21 protein-coding genes are annotated in these 14716 nt (G+C 47.6%); 19 read left to right on the forward strand and 2 right to left on the reverse strand.

The window, feature by feature from the left end; genetic code table 11:
• Positions 1-58 precede the first annotated feature (58 nt).
• The 17 genes from QXH45_00540 to alaS all read left to right on the forward strand — a co-directional run bounded on the left by QXH45_00540 (position 59) and on the right by alaS (position 10480).
• Positions 59-379 carry a ribonuclease P protein component 4 gene (locus QXH45_00540; protein MEM2077743.1) on the forward strand — a complete coding sequence of 107 codons (321 nt, stop codon included), beginning with the start codon at positions 59-61 and terminating at the stop codon, positions 377-379.
• A complete protein-coding gene (locus QXH45_00545; GenBank protein ID MEM2077744.1) occupies positions 376-651 on the forward strand; it encodes a YhbY family RNA-binding protein in 276 nt (91 codons plus the stop codon). Before QXH45_00540 ends, QXH45_00545 begins: the two co-directional genes overlap by 4 nt.
• Positions 652-698: 47 nt before the next feature.
• Positions 699-1187 carry a 30S ribosomal protein S19e gene (locus QXH45_00550; GenBank protein ID MEM2077745.1) on the forward strand — a complete coding sequence of 163 codons (489 nt, stop codon included), beginning with the start codon at positions 699-701 and terminating at the stop codon, positions 1185-1187.
• Between the two features lie 18 nt (positions 1188-1205).
• On the forward strand, positions 1206-1538 hold the full coding sequence (locus QXH45_00555) for a DNA-binding protein (GenBank protein MEM2077746.1): 333 nt from the start codon (positions 1206-1208) through the stop codon (positions 1536-1538).
• 9 nt (positions 1539-1547) lie between these two features.
• Complete coding sequence (locus tag QXH45_00560; protein MEM2077747.1) at positions 1548-1706, forward strand: 50S ribosomal protein L39e; 159 nt, start codon at positions 1548-1550, stop codon at positions 1704-1706.
• Positions 1707-1717: 11 nt separating this feature from the next.
• Entirely contained in the window at positions 1718-2011 is a 294-nt protein-coding gene (locus QXH45_00565; protein MEM2077748.1) for a 50S ribosomal protein L31e, read from the forward strand.
• A 29-nt stretch (positions 2012-2040) separates the two neighbouring features.
• Complete coding sequence (locus tag QXH45_00570) at positions 2041-2724, forward strand: translation initiation factor IF-6 (GenBank protein ID MEM2077749.1); 684 nt, start codon at positions 2041-2043, stop codon at positions 2722-2724.
• Positions 2721-2984, forward strand: a complete 264-nt coding sequence (gene rpl18a, locus QXH45_00575; protein ID MEM2077750.1) for a 50S ribosomal protein L18Ae — start codon at positions 2721-2723, stop codon at positions 2982-2984. Before QXH45_00570 ends, rpl18a begins: the two co-directional genes overlap by 4 nt.
• The gene (locus QXH45_00580) at positions 2981-3460 is read left to right on the forward strand and encodes a prefoldin domain-containing protein (protein MEM2077751.1); all 480 of its coding nucleotides are present in this window, start codon (positions 2981-2983) and stop codon (positions 3458-3460) included. Before rpl18a ends, QXH45_00580 begins: the two co-directional genes overlap by 4 nt.
• Positions 3461-3463: 3 nt before the next feature.
• Entirely contained in the window at positions 3464-4357 is an 894-nt protein-coding gene (gene ftsY / locus QXH45_00585; protein ID MEM2077752.1) for a signal recognition particle-docking protein FtsY, read from the forward strand.
• Between the two features lie 6 nt (positions 4358-4363).
• On the forward strand, positions 4364-4546 hold the full coding sequence (locus QXH45_00590; GenBank protein ID MEM2077753.1) for a preprotein translocase subunit SecE: 183 nt from the start codon (positions 4364-4366) through the stop codon (positions 4544-4546).
• A 6-nt stretch (positions 4547-4552) separates the two neighbouring features.
• Positions 4553-5041, forward strand: a complete 489-nt coding sequence (locus QXH45_00595) for a transcription elongation factor Spt5 (protein MEM2077754.1) — start codon at positions 4553-4555, stop codon at positions 5039-5041.
• Positions 5042-5043: 2 nt separating this feature from the next.
• Positions 5044-5553 carry a 50S ribosomal protein L11 gene (locus tag QXH45_00600; GenBank protein ID MEM2077755.1) on the forward strand — a complete coding sequence of 170 codons (510 nt, stop codon included), beginning with the start codon at positions 5044-5046 and terminating at the stop codon, positions 5551-5553.
• The gene (locus tag QXH45_00605) at positions 5553-6194 is read left to right on the forward strand and encodes a 50S ribosomal protein L1 (GenBank protein ID MEM2077756.1); all 642 of its coding nucleotides are present in this window, start codon (positions 5553-5555) and stop codon (positions 6192-6194) included. The genes QXH45_00600 and QXH45_00605 overlap by 1 nt, the downstream gene beginning before the upstream one ends.
• 10 nt (positions 6195-6204) lie before the next feature.
• Positions 6205-7209, forward strand: coding sequence for a 50S ribosomal protein L10 (locus QXH45_00610; GenBank protein MEM2077757.1), 1005 nt, complete (start codon positions 6205-6207; stop codon positions 7207-7209).
• Positions 7210-7286: 77 nt separating this feature from the next.
• Positions 7287-7610 carry a 50S ribosomal protein P1 gene (rpl12p, locus tag QXH45_00615; GenBank protein MEM2077758.1) on the forward strand — a complete coding sequence of 108 codons (324 nt, stop codon included), beginning with the start codon at positions 7287-7289 and terminating at the stop codon, positions 7608-7610.
• 143 nt (positions 7611-7753) lie between these two features.
• Positions 7754-10480 (forward strand): alanine--tRNA ligase, encoded by a 2727-nt coding sequence (gene alaS, locus QXH45_00620; GenBank protein ID MEM2077759.1) that lies wholly within the window; start codon positions 7754-7756, stop codon positions 10478-10480.
• 10 nt (positions 10481-10490) lie between these two features.
• Here the strand turns inward: alaS and QXH45_00625 are convergent, their stop codons facing one another.
• Positions 10491-11531 (reverse strand): transglutaminase domain-containing protein, encoded by a 1041-nt coding sequence (locus QXH45_00625; protein MEM2077760.1) that lies wholly within the window; start codon positions 11529-11531, stop codon positions 10491-10493.
• A 164-nt stretch (positions 11532-11695) separates the two neighbouring features.
• On the opposite strand from QXH45_00625, the gene QXH45_00630 reads away from it, so the two are divergent.
• Positions 11696-13129, forward strand: coding sequence for a cytosine permease (locus QXH45_00630; GenBank protein ID MEM2077761.1), 1434 nt, complete (start codon positions 11696-11698; stop codon positions 13127-13129).
• Between the two features lie 144 nt (positions 13130-13273).
• Here the strand turns inward: QXH45_00630 and QXH45_00635 are convergent, their stop codons facing one another.
• Entirely contained in the window at positions 13274-14170 is an 897-nt protein-coding gene (locus QXH45_00635) for a hypothetical protein (GenBank protein MEM2077762.1), read from the reverse strand.
• A gap of 140 nt (positions 14171-14310) precedes the next feature.
• On the opposite strand from QXH45_00635, the gene QXH45_00640 reads away from it, so the two are divergent.
• Entirely contained in the window at positions 14311-14643 is a 333-nt protein-coding gene (locus tag QXH45_00640; protein ID MEM2077763.1) for a hypothetical protein, read from the forward strand.
• Positions 14644-14716: the final 73 nt, after the last annotated feature.

A 14716-nucleotide genomic window follows, 5' to 3' on the forward strand; every position in this document is an offset into this window, starting at 1 on the left:
TATTTAAGCAAGGATTCTAAAATAGTATCACTAAAATCCGCTGGATGAGTGCGCAGTCTTGCCGAGGTCTAGAGTAAACATCATGAAGGAGATAGCTAGGGAGAGGATAATACTACTCTACGACCTAGCTGCCAAGCGGGTGGAGCAGGGCGAGCTAGACCTCGCCAGGAGGTATGTCGAGATCATGCTTAAAATCTCTGCTAAAGCCAGAGTGAAGCCGCCAAGGTATATTAGGAGGGGATACTGTAGACAATGTAAAGTACCATTGATTCCCGGAGTCACGTCCCGGGTTAGAGTTAGGAGTGATGGATCGTCTTCACGAGTTGTGGTATCATGCCTTGCGTGTGGATGGATGAGGAGGTTCGTGGTGAAGAAGTGAGGGAAAGGTTGAAAGAGAGAAAACGGGGTAAAGTAGACGTTCAAGTAGGTAAGAGAGGAGTAACTGATTCGCTAATTAAAGAGGTTAAGACGAGGCTTGACAAACAGGGAGTAGTCAAGGTGAGGGTTTTGAAATCCGCTAGGGCGTTTCCGGATTTCGACAGGGAGGAGTTTGCCCAAAAGCTAGCTGAAGCGGTGGGCGGGGAGGTTAAGGAGGTTAAGGGGTTTACTTTTATAATAGTTAAAAGGGATCGTGGTAATCCTAGGTATTAATATTAAAAAGGATGTATTTAATACAGAGTCTTACAGGTGTGGCTGGAATGGTTAATGCTTTGGAAGCGCCCGTGGACAAGTTGCTGGATAAGCTGGCTACCTACATTAAGGAGAATGTTCCAGAGGTGAAGCCTCCGCCGTGGGCATCTTTCGCCAAGACAGGGTCTCATAAGGAGAAACCGCCTTTCAACCAGGACTGGTGGTACAAGAGGGCTGCTAGCATACTACGCAAGCTGTACAAGAACGGCTCTCCCACGGGTTTGGCAGAGTTGAGGAGGGAGTACGGAGGCAGGAAGCGTAGAGGCGTTAGACCTGAAAGGAGCGTCGAAGCCCCCGGCAACGCGATCAGGAAGATCCTTCAGCAGCTGGAGTCAGCGGGTTTAGTGAGAAGGACTAGGAGAGGTCGAGTATTAACTCCTCAAGGCAAGGCGTTGCTGGATAGGCTTGCCTACGACGTCCTCGTTGAGGAGGCCAGGGTAAACCCTGAGCTGGCAAAGTATCTTCCGGAGTCCGTTAGAGTCAAGATTTCAGCCTAGCCTTTTAATGGTGGAATCATGGAGGACTATGGATATACCGACGAGGAGCTGGAGGCTATTAGGCAGAGGAAGTTGATGGAGCTTAAAAAGAAAATGGAGGAAGAGCAAGCTCGGAGAGCTCAGATCGATGCGGTCTTGAGGAAGCTTCTTACGCCGGAGGCTAGGGAAAGGCTCAACAATATTAGGCTTGTAAAGCCAGAGCTTGCAGATGCTTTGGAGCAGCAAATCATTGCTTTAGCCCAGTCGGGGCGGATCCCCGTTCCAGTTACTGATGAATTTTTAAAGAGGATTTTATCAGAATTATATGAACACTCCCGAAGGGATACTCGCATCACGTTTAAGAGGAAGTAGGTGGTTTAAATGGCCCGGTTCAAGCATGTTGCCCGGAAGCTTAGGCTCGTAGCCGCCGAGAAGAGTAATAAGCCTATTCCAATATGGGTTACTGTGAAAACTAGGAGGAAGGTTAGGAGAGGCTTCAGGCTGAGGAATTGGAGACGAAGTAAGTTGAAGAATATCTAGGGTGAGCCTTCATGAGCGAGCAGGGTCAAATAGTCAAGAGTATTCACCTAATACCGCTGAAGAAGGTATACTTTGGGAGGAGAGCTAATAGGGCTGATAGAGCGGTCAGGTTGGTGAAGAAGTATGTTGCAAGGCACTTCAAAGAAGCCGAGAAGATAATAGTGGACCCAAGGGTCAACGATTACATATGGTCTAGGAGCCGGGAGAAACCTCCCCGTAAGGTTTTAGTGGAGGTAAGGTTCGACAAGGAGAGCAAGACTGTCAAAGTGTTTTTAGCGAGGAAAAAGGCTTCCCCGACTGCTTGATCCCAGCTTGAATAGCCGTAGGTGTGATCATGGATATTATAAGGATGAGTTTTTTCGGAAATTCCAATATCGGAGTATATGGGTTTTCAAACAATAAGATCGCGATAGTCCCTCCTGGGCTTGGGAGAGATGATTTAACCGCTATCAGAGATACGTTGAAAGTAGAGGTAATTGAGGCGAGAATAGCAGGGACTCTGCTCAATGGAGTCTTCATAGGGGGGAACGACCAAGGCATCATCCTGCCTCATATAGTTTTCGATGAGGAATTAGAGAATATCAGGGCTAAGGCTAGTGAGATGGGAGTCTCAGTTGAGGTTGTGAGGACGAAGCACACTGCCTTGGGCAACCTGCTCTTATGCAACAATAAAGGCTGTATTTCGAGCCCTTTACTTGAGAGAGAAGTTAGGAAGCAGGTCTCAGACCTTCTGGGGGTTGAGGTTGTGGAGAAGGACTTGATGAAGCTCTCCATTCCAGGTAGCCTCGGCGCAGTCAATGATCTCGGGGGAGCCGTACACCCGGGCTTCGTGGGCGATGATCTAAAGGCACTTATGGATGTTTTAAAAATAAAAGCTGAGAGGGCAACGGTAAACGCAGGCGTACCATATATAAGGAGCGGGGTATTAGCTAATAATAAGGGCATAATCGTCGGGGGAAGTACGACAGGACCCGAGATACTTAGGATTAAGAGGGGTTTGGGAGGTGAGATTGAATGAGTATGGCTAAAACCTTCAGGGTTAAGGGATACATGCTCATAAGCCATGATAGGCTTCCCACCTGGCAGGCTTTCACGAAGGATGTGAGGGCAGTCGACGAGAAAGATGCATTGGAGAAAATCTACAGCCTACTGGGAAGCAAGCATAAATTGAAAAAATATCACATCAGGATTGAGAGCATCACGGAGATTAGTCCCGAAGAATCAAAGGATCATGTCGTTAGGGAGCTAGCGAATGCTACGAGGATTGTTAGAACATGAGCGGCGAGAAGCAAGCCGGTGAGAAAGGCTTCACGGTTGAGGAGTTGCTAGCTAGGGCGACTGAGCTTAGAGAATACATCACGGTTTTATCCAACACTATCAACAACTACGTTACCCAATACCGGGAGCTCCAGCTGGCGTCTGAAACCTTGAAGAATCTACCTGAAAACGGTGGCGAGGGCTATGTCGTCGTTGACAGGTTGTCGAGCGTTCTAGTACCGGGGATTATCAAGGAGGGTTGGTCCTCGAGCGTCCTGGTCAACATTGGATTCGGATTTTACTTGAAGACAAGCAAGGATAAGGCAGCGGAGGTGTTAGAGAAGAGGATTTCAGGTGTTAATAGAGTGTTGGAGGAGCTTCAGAAGAGATACAAGACAGCTTTGGACGAGTACTCTGCCCTTCAGGGAATACTAAACCAGCTATATGTAGAAGCTGAGAAGCAAGCCGAGTCTGGAGGCCAGGCTACTGGTGGCTAGTAGTTGTTCAGGAGGATTAAGGAAGCTTTTAAAAAGTTCATCGACTCAGCATCATCCATAATATTTTCGCGAGAGAAGCTTGAATCCCTTATCGAGGAGCTGAAGCTCGAGCTTGTTGCCAGTGATGTCGCCTACGAGGTTGCCGAGGAAATAGCGAATAAGCTTTTGAAAGCTGTTGATGAAGGCTTTGTTAAGAGCAAGGAGGATTTGCAATCACTATTAAGGAACATCCTTGTCGAAGTCTTCGAGAAAGCTGGAAGAGTGGATCTTGTTGAGATCGCTAGAGTTAACAAGCCGTCGAGGATTGTTTTCTTAGGAGTCAACGGGGTTGGCAAGACAACGAGCATTGCAAAGGTAGCTGTATTTCTCAGGGAACAAGGGTTTAAACCGTTAATGGTAGCGGGGGATACGTTCAGGGCGGGGGCTCAGGAGCAGTTGAAAATACATAGCGAGAGGACGGGGATACCTGTTTTCGCCGGGAAGTATGGGGCCGATCCGGCGTCGGTGGCTTACGATGCAATACAATTCGCCTCTAGTAGGGGTTTTGACACGCTCCTAATAGATACTGCTGGGAGAATGCACGTCGACATTGATCTTGTTAACGAATTGAAGAAGGTAGTAAGGGTCGTTAAGCCTCATCTCAAAGTTCTCGTTGTCGACGCCCTGACAGGGAACGATGCGATAGAACAAGCTAGGTTTTTCAATGAAGCCGTAGGAGTCGACGGGGTTATAGTGACGAAGGTTGACGCTTATGAGCAGGGCGGCGTCCCGCTCAGCATAGCCTTCATAATTGGGAAGCCGATCATATATGTTGGTGTTGGTCAAGAGTATAAAGATTTAAAGCCGTTTGACGTTTATGAATACGTCAATAAGATTTTGCCGGATTTGGAGAGTTGATGAGCAATGAATTTAAGGGAAATGGTTGAAATGTGGAGGAAGATCATCATGCTCGCGACGAAGCCCAGCAGGGAGGATTACATGACCTCCCTTAAACTAGGTCTGCTCGGCTTGGCTCTAGTGGGAGGTATATCTTTCGTCATAAGGATTTTATTCTATACTTTCCTTTTCCCGCCTCCAGCTGGGTGAAGATTTTTGAGCGAGACTGAAGGAGTTGGCGGCACGAGCAAGATATATGCCGTGAGGACCACGATGGGTAGAGAGCTTGACGTAGCATTAGTCATAGCTCGAAGGGTTGACGAGCTTTTAAGCAAGGGAGAGGACCCTGGGATCGCAAGCATAATCATTCCTCCGAACATCAGAGGATATGTATTCTTCGAAGTAGAAAGACTCGCACACCTGTACAAGCTGGTCTCGGAGGTAAAATACGTTAAGGCTTCAAGACCAGTTAAGGTCTCTATTGAGGAGCTTGAAAAACTGATCATGCCGAAGCCCGTTGTGGAGTCAATAGCGGTTGGAGACATAGTGGAGATATCAAGGGGGCCTTTCCGTGGGATGAAGGCCCAGGTAACCGGAATAGATAGAAATAAAAACATGCTTACAGTGAATATTTTAGAAGCGGCTTTCGCGATCCCTATATCCATTCCGAGTGATTACGTGAAGCCAGTTAAAAAAGGTGAGTAGGAGTGGCGAAGAAAACTATTAAAGTCATGGTGGAGGGAGGTAGGGCAACACCCGGCCCGCCTCTAGGTCCCACGCTTTCACCTTACAAAGTGAACATTCCAGAAGTCGTCAAAGCTATCAACGATGCCACGAAGGATTTTGAGGGATTAACCGTTCCAGTGGAGATAGTAATAGATGTTGACACGAAGAAGTTCGAGGTCAAGGTCGGAATTCCAACAACCACTGCACTGCTCTTGAAGGAGGCAGGAGCTAAGCAGCCCACTGGCGATCCAGGGCATCAGAAGATCGGGAATATCAGCTTGGAGCAAGCTATTAAGATAGCATTATCCAAGAGGGAGCAACTTAGCGCTAAAACCTTGAAGGCGGCTGTGAAAACCATCCTAGGCTCGGCAAGGTCGATAGGAATAACCGTTGAAGGCAAGGATCCCAAGGATGTTCAGAAACTGATCGATGAAGGTGCTTACGATGAATTGTTTAAAAAATATGAGAGTGAATGGGAGGGTGGCGAATAATGCCCCTAGAACATAATAAGCTTAAAGAGGCCATCTCGAAAGCCGTTGAAGTAGGCAAGGGTAGGAGATTTAAACAGAGTGTAGAAATGATCGTAGTGCTGAGAGACATCGACCCGAAGAGCCAGGCAGGCAAGATAAGGGAGATAGTCGTCCTCCCGAAAGGGAGGGGTAAAAAGCAGAAAATCTGTGTCGTAGCTGATGGAGAACTGGCTGAAAAAGCAAAGTCTGCAGGCGCGTTCATGGTGATTTCCTCGGCCGAGCTCGGCTCGATCGGCAAGAAGCAGGCTAAGAAGATAGCAAGTAGTTGCGACTGGGTTCTCGTGAGAACTGACCTCATGGCTCAGGTTGGGCGTGTCCTGGGCCCAGCGCTAGGCCCCCGTGGCAAGCCACCTGTTCCAATGCCTCCTTCAGCTGACATTTCAATGCTTATCAAGAGGTATGAGAACTCAGTGGTCGTTAGAACCAAGGAACAACCCCAGCTGTCAGTGGCCATTGGTACGGAAGACATGAGCCTGGAAGACCTTGTCGAGAATGCTAACAGTGTACTAGGATTACTGGAGTCCAAGCTCCCAGCTGGAATGGGTAATGTAGACAGGATATTGTTTAAGACCACGATGGGGCCAGCGGTGGAGGCCGTCTAGGTGGTGTAGCATGTCCGCAATAACGCGAGTCTATCCAAAATGGAAAACCGAGCAGGTGGAAGAGTTAGTAGAATTGTTGAGAAACCATAAAGCATTCTTAGTGGGAGATTTAACCGGTGTTCCAGCAAGCCACATCCAGAGGTTGAGAAAGAAGCTTGCGAAGACGACCGTAGTTAGAGTTGTCAAGCCGAAGTTGTTCGCTATAGCGCTTGAGAGGGCTGGAATTAATCCGGAGATATTTAGGGATGTTCTTACAGGCCAAAACATTGTCTTCTTCACTAATGAGAACCCGTTCGACTTGGCCATGAAGATACACAACACTGTAACAATGGATTACTACAAGCCTGGTGAGAAGACGGATAAGGAGATCGTTATACCAGAAGGTAATACCGGGATCCCCCCGGGGCCGATGCTGAGCGTTTTCGGCAAGCTCAAAATACAGACAAAGGTTCAGGCTAACGTTATACACGTAGCAAAGGATACTGTAGTGGCTAAACCAGGCGACGTTGTCTCCCCGGAACTGTCAAGCCTGTTGCAGAAGCTTGGCCTAGCGTTAAAGGAGATAAGGCTTAAGCTGAAAATCGCGTACGACGGCGTCTTAATCCCTGGTGAAAACCTTGTATTGAATATTAATGAATACGTTGAAATGATCAAGCTTGCTGGTCTCGATGCGTTGAAAATAGCTGTTGAGCTAGCCTTGCCAGAGCCCGAGGTTCTCCCGCTAGCACTATCAAGAGCTGTGAGGCAGGCAACAGCCATCGCTGTTGAAGCAGGATATGTAACGCCGGAGACTGTGGAGCTCGTGTTGAAGACTGCGGAGTCGAGGGCTCAAGCGCTTGCCTATCATGTTTCAAAGCTCGCTCCTGAGCTTGGGATCGAAGTAAAAGTTGCAGTGGCGCAGGCGCCGGAGTCTAAGCCTAAGAAGGAGGAGAAGCCTGCTGAGGCTGAGGAGAAGAAGGAGGAAGGTGTTAGCGAGGAGACTCTTGCCGAGGGTTTAAGCGCGCTCTTCGGATAGAGAAAAAGATAGTTTTAAAACGCCTCATCATCTATTTAAGATGTGATACATGTTTAATGTTGAAGGGGTGATGAGCTATAGAGTACATATATGCTTCACTACTACTGTATAAGGCTGGGAAGGAGTTAAGCGAGGAGAATATTAAGAAGGTTTTGGAAGCAGCCGGCGTCTCAGTCGACGAGGTCAGAGTCAAGTCCCTAGTAGCAGCTTTAAGGAATATTGACATCGCTAAAGTACTGGAGCAGGCCCTGGCCGCACCGGTTGCTGCCGCACCGGTTCAGGCAGCTCCTGCTCAAGAAGCCTCTAAGAAGGAGGAGAAGCCTGCTGAGGCTGAGGAGAAGAAGGAGGAAGGTGTTAGCGAGGAGACTCTTGCCGAGGGTTTAAGCGCGCTCTTCGGATAATCAATGGTTTTCTCGGCTAATTAAAACCACACCAAAGTTTTCTCCAATCCAAATCCTATTACGCTATTCTCAAACCCTGTTTTCCAGCATTGCTTTAAAACATAGGATGACATAAGTATTACTAAGTATTTACAGGTGTTTCAATGCCCGGAGAGATAAGTTTCGATTATCTTCGAAAATATGGTTATGAGAAGTATGTTTGCAGGAAATGCGAGGAAGGTATCATATGGAGTGTTGTACCAAGGGAGACATGTCCTGACCGTCCATGCAGCAAGTATGAGTTCCTATACAAGGAGTATAAGAGGGTTAGACCGCTCAGCCTTCAGGAGGTCAGGGAGAAGTTTATTAGTTTCCTCGTTTCAAAGGGTCATGGGGTTGTCGATCCATACCCTGTTCTCGCGCGATGGAGAAATGATTTGTACCTCAACATAGCCTCCATAATAGTTTTTCAGCCTGCGGTCACGGAGGGCATAGTGGATCCTCCTCACAACCCCTTAGTGATTATTCAGCCGTCGATAAGGCTAAGCGATATAGACAATGTTGGCTTGACCTTCGGAAGGCACTTGACGAGCTTCGAAATGGGCGGAATGCACGCTTTCAACAAACCAGGTAAGATGGTCTACTGGGTAGAGGGCATTATCGATAACACTATAGAATTCTTCAACAAGGAGATAGGGATCGACCTTGAGGACTTGGTCTTTAAAGAGGGCTGGTGGGAAGGAGGAGGTAACGCGGGTCCAGCACCGGAGGTACTTGTTGATGGTATGGAGCTAGCCACTCTAGTCCACATGATGTATAAAACCGTTGATGGAAAGTACGTTGAAAACCCGGTCCTAGTCGTGGATTGTGGCTACGGCATAGAAAGGATAACTTGGTTCACTCAGAAGTCTCCAACGGGCTTTCACGCGATATATGGAAGGCTGGTTGATGAATACAAAGACATAATTGGTGTTGAAGAACCTCCTCATGACGTCTTGAAAAAAGCGGTATACCTTTTAAGCGATAAGGAGTTTAATGGCGTCTCGGATTACTTAAGGGCGCTTGAAGAACACGGTTTCAGCGACTTTCTCGACGAATTTTCAAGGATAATATATCTCTACGGGAGTTTAGACCACGCTAGAACGATCAGCTTGATGCTCTCCGACGGGATAGTTCCCTCAAATAGTGGGGAAGGATACCTAGCCCGCTTGGTGATAAGGAGGCTGTTACGTAATCTTGTGAAACTAGGCGTTGAGCCGAACAGGCTTTCAAGTATTGTGCAGGAGCTGGTTGACAAGCAGATAAAGTACTGGAAAAACGACTACATCTACGGTAAATTCGAGAAGCACAGAGACTACATCCTAGACGTCATTGCCCTCGAGGCGAACAAGTTCATAGACTCCGTTTACAGGGGTGTCGAAATAGTTGATAAGTTCTTGAAGAAGAAGAAAGCTATCACCGAGGAAGACCTCGTAGAGATTTATGACTCGCACGGCATACCCCCGGAGTTCGTTGTTGAAAGAGCTCGTAGCAAGGGGATTGAGGTTGGAGTCCCAGGTGATTTCTATTCAAAAATAGCTCAGAGACACTCTGCTGTTCCCTTGATTAAGGAGAAAGAGCACGAATTCCCTGAAGACCTTGTCAAGTGGGCCACGAGCTTCCAGGAAACAGTGCGGTTATTCCATGAAGATCCGTATTTAGTGAGCGCGAGGGCAAGAGTTCTCGGGGTTAAGGAGAACTACGTTATTCTAGATCGAACGATAATGTATCCATGGGCTGGTGGACAAGACCATGATAGCGGCGAAATCATCTTTAGAGAAAAATCCTACCCGGTGAAATACGTCGGCAAAGTCGGGAACGTGATTGTTCACGAGCTTTCCATGAAACCCGATTTCACGGAGAACGATGAGGTTGAAATCAGGTTAGACTGGCATAGGAGGTTTAGGCTGATGCGCCATCACACCGCCACGCATGTTGTGCTTGCAGCGGCAAGGAAGATCCTTGGTGATCACGTGTGGCAAGCCGGTGCCGAGAAAACCGTTGAGAAAGCGAGGCTTGATATAACTCACCACAAGCCTTTGAGCAAAGAAGAGGTGGCTGAGATCGAGAATTTGGCTAACCAGATAATCGAGAGTAGGATACCATTGAGGTTCCATTACATGGGGAAGTTTGAGGCAGAGTCCAAGTATGGCCTGAAAATATATCAGGGTGGAGCAGTCTACTCACCTGTGTTGAGAATCGTTGAAATACCCGAGTGGGATGCTCAAGCCTGCTTTGGGACACACTTGTACAATACTTCGGAGATAGGCGGGATCAAGATAATCAATGCTGAAAGGATACAAGACGGTGTTGTGAGGCTAGAGTTTGTAGCCGGCACCAGACTGGTTGAGCTTGCTAGAGCAACGGAGGCGGAGAGGGATAAGGTTTTAGCAACGCTAGGGGTTTCGCAGAAGGACCTACTCTCGGCAGTTAAGAGTCTTAAGGAAGAGCTCAGCGAGCTCGAATCCATGCTGTCCTCGTATAGGAGCATCTTAGCCCGCAACCTCGTGTCGAAGGCATTAATGGAGAAGAAAAACCTGTGTGGAGTCGACTTTGCTAGCATAGAAGTCCCCGTTGTCGATGAGAAGCTAGTCAAAGATGTTCTCGAAGAATTATCCTTGAAGAATAAAATACTTGTTATACTATTTTCAGGCGATGTAATGGAGATAGCGATAGACCCTGCTAGAGCAAGAGAAGAAAACATCGATCTTGCTAAGATAGCATCAGCCTTGAGGAGCCTAGGCATTAAGGGGGGAGGTAAGCCAGATCACGTAACGCTGAAGATCGCTAGGGTCAGCAAAGAGGAGGTCTTGAAAACGGTTGAGAAACTATTGTGTAGCAGGGACTACTAGGTCTTCCATCCTACCTTTTGAAGTAGACATCTATGATGCAGTCAAGATTGTACGGTCTATGACTAATGCTCCAGGGTTCTTGCTTAACATCAGCCATAGGGGGGTCAACTATGAGCCATAACCCCGTTGAAACATTCTTAATGCCGGTGAAGTAGCTCAAGCTCTTGATTCTGACGTTGAAAACGAGCTCGTACTTCTTCATTGCATTCAACAAGGAGTCGGGATCCATGTTCAAGTAAACCATGGCTGCAGCGTGATCTACGACTCCATCCCCATTAGTGTCTACGAGTCCTATGACGGCGTCCAGGCCTATGGATTCGTAGAGAGATGCTAATAGTACTGCAAAATCATCGCAATCTCCAGCCCTCACTCTCAACGTCTCTAATGGTGGGGCAACGTATTCGAACCCGTTAGGATCGCTCACATATTTCACATTCGACCCAACCCAGTGTGCTATAGCCATGGTTTTATAGACAGGGTCATTTATATCGAGCGAGACCACGGCTTTCAACGAGACGAAGACTTGTTTCCCCGTATTAAGCGAATACCTGTTATCCAACTCCAACACATATGTACCTGTTGACAACGCTGAAAAGGAATAGGAGAGTTCACTTGCCCTCTGAGATAGTATTAAACTCCCCGATGGATCATAGATTCTAACGATAATATCGTAGTTCTGGACTGTTATGTATAAAGATATCGTGGCTCCTGACGTGGCGTAAAAGGAAATGCTCACCCTTCTCCCCGCGGGGATGTAATAGCTCGTATTTTGCAGTATTATCTCGGGATTACTGTACTCGTTTAACATACTTATGGATGCCTCCCTCAGCCCGGGGTCGAAATTGGTGAGCACTGACAAGTGCTTCTCTCTGAACCAGTCGCAGAAGCTTTTTGAAGAACCAACTCCCCCGGTCCCAAGGTTGAATATGTTGGGGTAAAAACCCCTGAGGATGAGTACTGTTAGAACCACTGACAGGATCAACGCAATCGTGAGGAGTGCGAGAGCCCTCCTACTCCTAGGGGGATTTTCCTCCATCCCAGCCCTCTCCACTTCTAAACTATGTATCTAGGGGCGAGGATATATTAATTAAGCGAAATTGTTCAACTGCTCCAAGGGTGAGATCCTTCATCTGATCATCGTCCTACAAGTACTGCGTATTTAGTGGTGAAGCGCGACGTTTAAATACCTTATCTACCATCACTTGGTGTGGGCTTTTGCCTGGAGAAAAACTACTGGCTAAAAGGTATGTTGAAAACGAATCTCTTCTCCCGATACCTTCGGACAAGAGAATCTATGGCACAGCAACCTTCACCTGGATGATGTTCAGCATGAACGTCTGTATACCGCTATTCTTCCTTGGGTCGATCGGATTGTCGCTGGGGCTAAGCCTGGTTGAAGTCGCTGTTGGAGCATTACTCGGAAATCTGGCGACAACTATTGTTTTAATCCTAAACGGTCTTCCCGGAGTAAAATACGGTATACCATACCCGGTTCAGCTACGTCCCAGCTGGGGGTTCAAGGGCTCCCGGATTCCAGTTGTTTTAAGAGGAATAGTCGGCGCCGGATGGTATGGTATTGAAGCCTACAGTGGGTCTCTGGCGATGCTAATGGTAGCATTATACATTTTCGGGTTCGCCGGGAGAGACCCTACGGTTATCGCCACGACTTCCTTCAGGTATGTCGCGTTTGTTGTAGCATTATACATCTTGTTCGCAACCCTGGTAACGGCCAAGGGGCTTGCAATGATCGCAAGAGTCGTCAACATCACTGGCCCCTTATTAATAACGTATTTCATATGGCTAGCACTACAACTCTCGGGTCAGAACGGCATCAACTATCCACAGACCGAAGCGGGCTTCTTATCGAAGAACTTTGCCACCTATCTAGCTATTCAGACAAACTTCTGGGCAACTATGAGCCTAAATATATCGGACCTCTCTAGGGGTTTGCACTCGGGTAGGAGAGGCGTAAGGGCGCTTATCATAGGACCTGTAGTGGGGATAGTCCTAACGTCAGTTATCGCTTCGATCCTCGGCTACTATTTAACGTTCCACACGGGTTATTCGACGCCGCAGGAGATAGTCCTGTACACTGCCCCGGGAGTGCTAGCAGTGATTTTTGGACAAGTCTTCGCCTCACTTGCACCATTTAGCACTGACATAACTGCGAACATCCCCGCTCTAGTTAACGTATTGACAACGTGCTTCAAGATGAAGTGGATGAAAGCCGCAGTTGTGGCGGGAGTCGTGGGTTTCCTTCTTGCTCCCTGGTGGGCAGTGGAGAAGGGTCCAGATATACTGAACTACGTCGTAGCTTTCACCAGCAATTACGGCGTTATCCTCGGCCCCATAGCTGGCATTATGATAGCAGACTACTTCATAGTCAACAAGAACTATGATCTCGAAAAACTGTACACCAATGGCCCCGAGGGATACTGGTACAGGAACGGGTATAATCTGATTGCAATAGCCTCCTACGTCATATCAGTAATAATAATATATGCTTTCAGCTATTCGATAGGCGACTTAGTAATGCTAGGACCATTGCCGTTCCCAACCAGCTTAAGCTGGTATATTGGAGTAATATCAACACTGGTAATCTACAGCCTTCTAGCTAAATCGATTTCCCCGGGTAGAAGAAAAATATAATTTTTTCTTCATATAAAACCATGCGTAAATTGTCCCGCTTTTTCAATGAGGCGTAAAGATCCCTTGCAAGGTTTTGTTCTTTGAACGGAACTTGTCCTCGTTAGAGAACGAGCTGTGATGTGCTAAAAAGAATGGTGTACCCCCTCATACAACCGGGACTAGACCTGCTTCTATTTTTCTCGCGAGCTCGGGTATTTCAATATACATCATCAAAAAGGTTATTGGCAAGAACACCACCGTTATGGATATCACGCTCGCGACCCAGAGTGCAGGGGATTTGAACGCCTTATCCAGCCCGATTAAGAGTGTTGCCAGCCCAATGCTCGAAAGGAGTAGGAGAAATCCGCCCAGCAGTATCGCTATCGCTCCCGTGAAGATGCTATGCGTTGAAATATATGTTAGGACTCCGAGCATTATGAGTGTTGAACCAGTGAAAACTCTTGCGCAATAAGGTGTCGGCTTGTACTTGCTGTAGTATTCCCGCCTCGAACCATTTAGTCTCGGATTAAGCATCACTACGCCCGTGATTAATAAGGCTGCCGCGGACAGGAGCGGGTTCGATATTCCAACGATTATCGCTAACAATCCCACGAAGCTCACAACTACACCTATTCTTAAGAGGTGGAGGAGTCTTGCACTACTGTTAAACTCTGGGCTCCAATCACCGAGCCCATCGACTCCGTGGATCAGACCCTCACTCACAGCTCGCGTGAAGATGATCACTCCGGCGAAAATCAGTATTAAACCTAGGAAGGATATACCGATGTATTTTTCAACGGAAGCCCTTAGAAAACTTAGAGTCGGTGGTTTTACGCCATTCGTCAGCGCATTGATTAATGGAGGGCCAACTATGACGATGAGGAAGCCGGTATAGATTAACTCTATGGAGAGAAACGCTAATAGTGAGACCTCCTGTATTCTCTCCAAGGATCTCAACAAGTCTTCGAGGTTTCTCGGAGAGTCGATCACTCCAGCCACCCCTAAGATGATCCTGGGCGGACCGGTTAAAAACACGGGAACACGTGGTTTTCGCTTCAGCAATATGAAACTCCTTCAAAGACTGCGGCCTTAGTCAAAGCGGTTTTCAGCGGTTCAATCTATCTCTCCATGTGGTCTCAAGAGTTCTCGCGCATGCTCAAAGCTTATCACGTTGGAAAGCATTAGTAATATAGGGATGTGAAATGGGTTATGCTGGGGGAATTTTAGCAACTTTCGTGTTACTAGTCCTTATCGGATGGGTACCTATGATAGGTCCAATTATTGCAGGCTTCGTGGGGGGCTTAATAGCAAAGAAAGGAGCGGGCGGGGGCTTTCTAGCCGGGTTTATAGGGGGATTGTTGGGAGGCATCCTGTTGACAATCTTGCTCACGTTCTTGGGAGGGCTATTGGCCGGATTTCTCGGGGCGGTGATCGGAGGTTTTTTCGGAATAGTAGTTACGTTACTATTCATTTTTACAGCTATACTTGCTGGGATCGGAGGCTTGATTGGCGGGGCTATAGCTGGGAGGAAATGATTTCTAAGATTGGCTGATGCTTGAGTCGCGACATGCCAGTGGGACCGAGGGATTTTTCAATACTACTCGGATG

The organism is Thermosphaera sp. (assembly GCA_038827615.1).
Taxonomy (GTDB): domain Archaea; phylum Thermoproteota; class Thermoprotei_A; order Sulfolobales; family Desulfurococcaceae; genus Thermosphaera.

Coding starts and splice junctions, on each gene's coding strand:
- QXH45_00550 (MEM2077745.1), top strand. CDS start 699: ATGGTTAATGCTTTGGAAGCGCCCGTGGACAAGTTGCTGGATAAGCTG.
- QXH45_00555 (MEM2077746.1), top strand. CDS start 1,206: ATGGAGGACTATGGATATACCGACGAGGAGCTGGAGGCTATTAGGCAG.
- QXH45_00560 (MEM2077747.1), top strand. CDS start 1,548: ATGGCCCGGTTCAAGCATGTTGCCCGGAAGCTTAGGCTCGTAGCCGCC.
- QXH45_00565 (MEM2077748.1), top strand. CDS start 1,718: ATGAGCGAGCAGGGTCAAATAGTCAAGAGTATTCACCTAATACCGCTG.
- QXH45_00570 (MEM2077749.1), top strand. CDS start 2,041: ATGGATATTATAAGGATGAGTTTTTTCGGAAATTCCAATATCGGAGTA.
- rpl18a (MEM2077750.1), top strand. CDS start 2,721: ATGAGTATGGCTAAAACCTTCAGGGTTAAGGGATACATGCTCATAAGC.
- QXH45_00580 (MEM2077751.1), top strand. CDS start 2,981: ATGAGCGGCGAGAAGCAAGCCGGTGAGAAAGGCTTCACGGTTGAGGAG.
- QXH45_00590 (MEM2077753.1), top strand. CDS start 4,364: ATGAATTTAAGGGAAATGGTTGAAATGTGGAGGAAGATCATCATGCTC.
- QXH45_00605 (MEM2077756.1), top strand. CDS start 5,553: ATGCCCCTAGAACATAATAAGCTTAAAGAGGCCATCTCGAAAGCCGTT.
- QXH45_00610 (MEM2077757.1), top strand. CDS start 6,205: ATGTCCGCAATAACGCGAGTCTATCCAAAATGGAAAACCGAGCAGGTG.
- alaS (MEM2077759.1), top strand. CDS start 7,754: ATGCCCGGAGAGATAAGTTTCGATTATCTTCGAAAATATGGTTATGAG.
- QXH45_00640 (MEM2077763.1), top strand. CDS start 14,311: ATGGGTTATGCTGGGGGAATTTTAGCAACTTTCGTGTTACTAGTCCTT.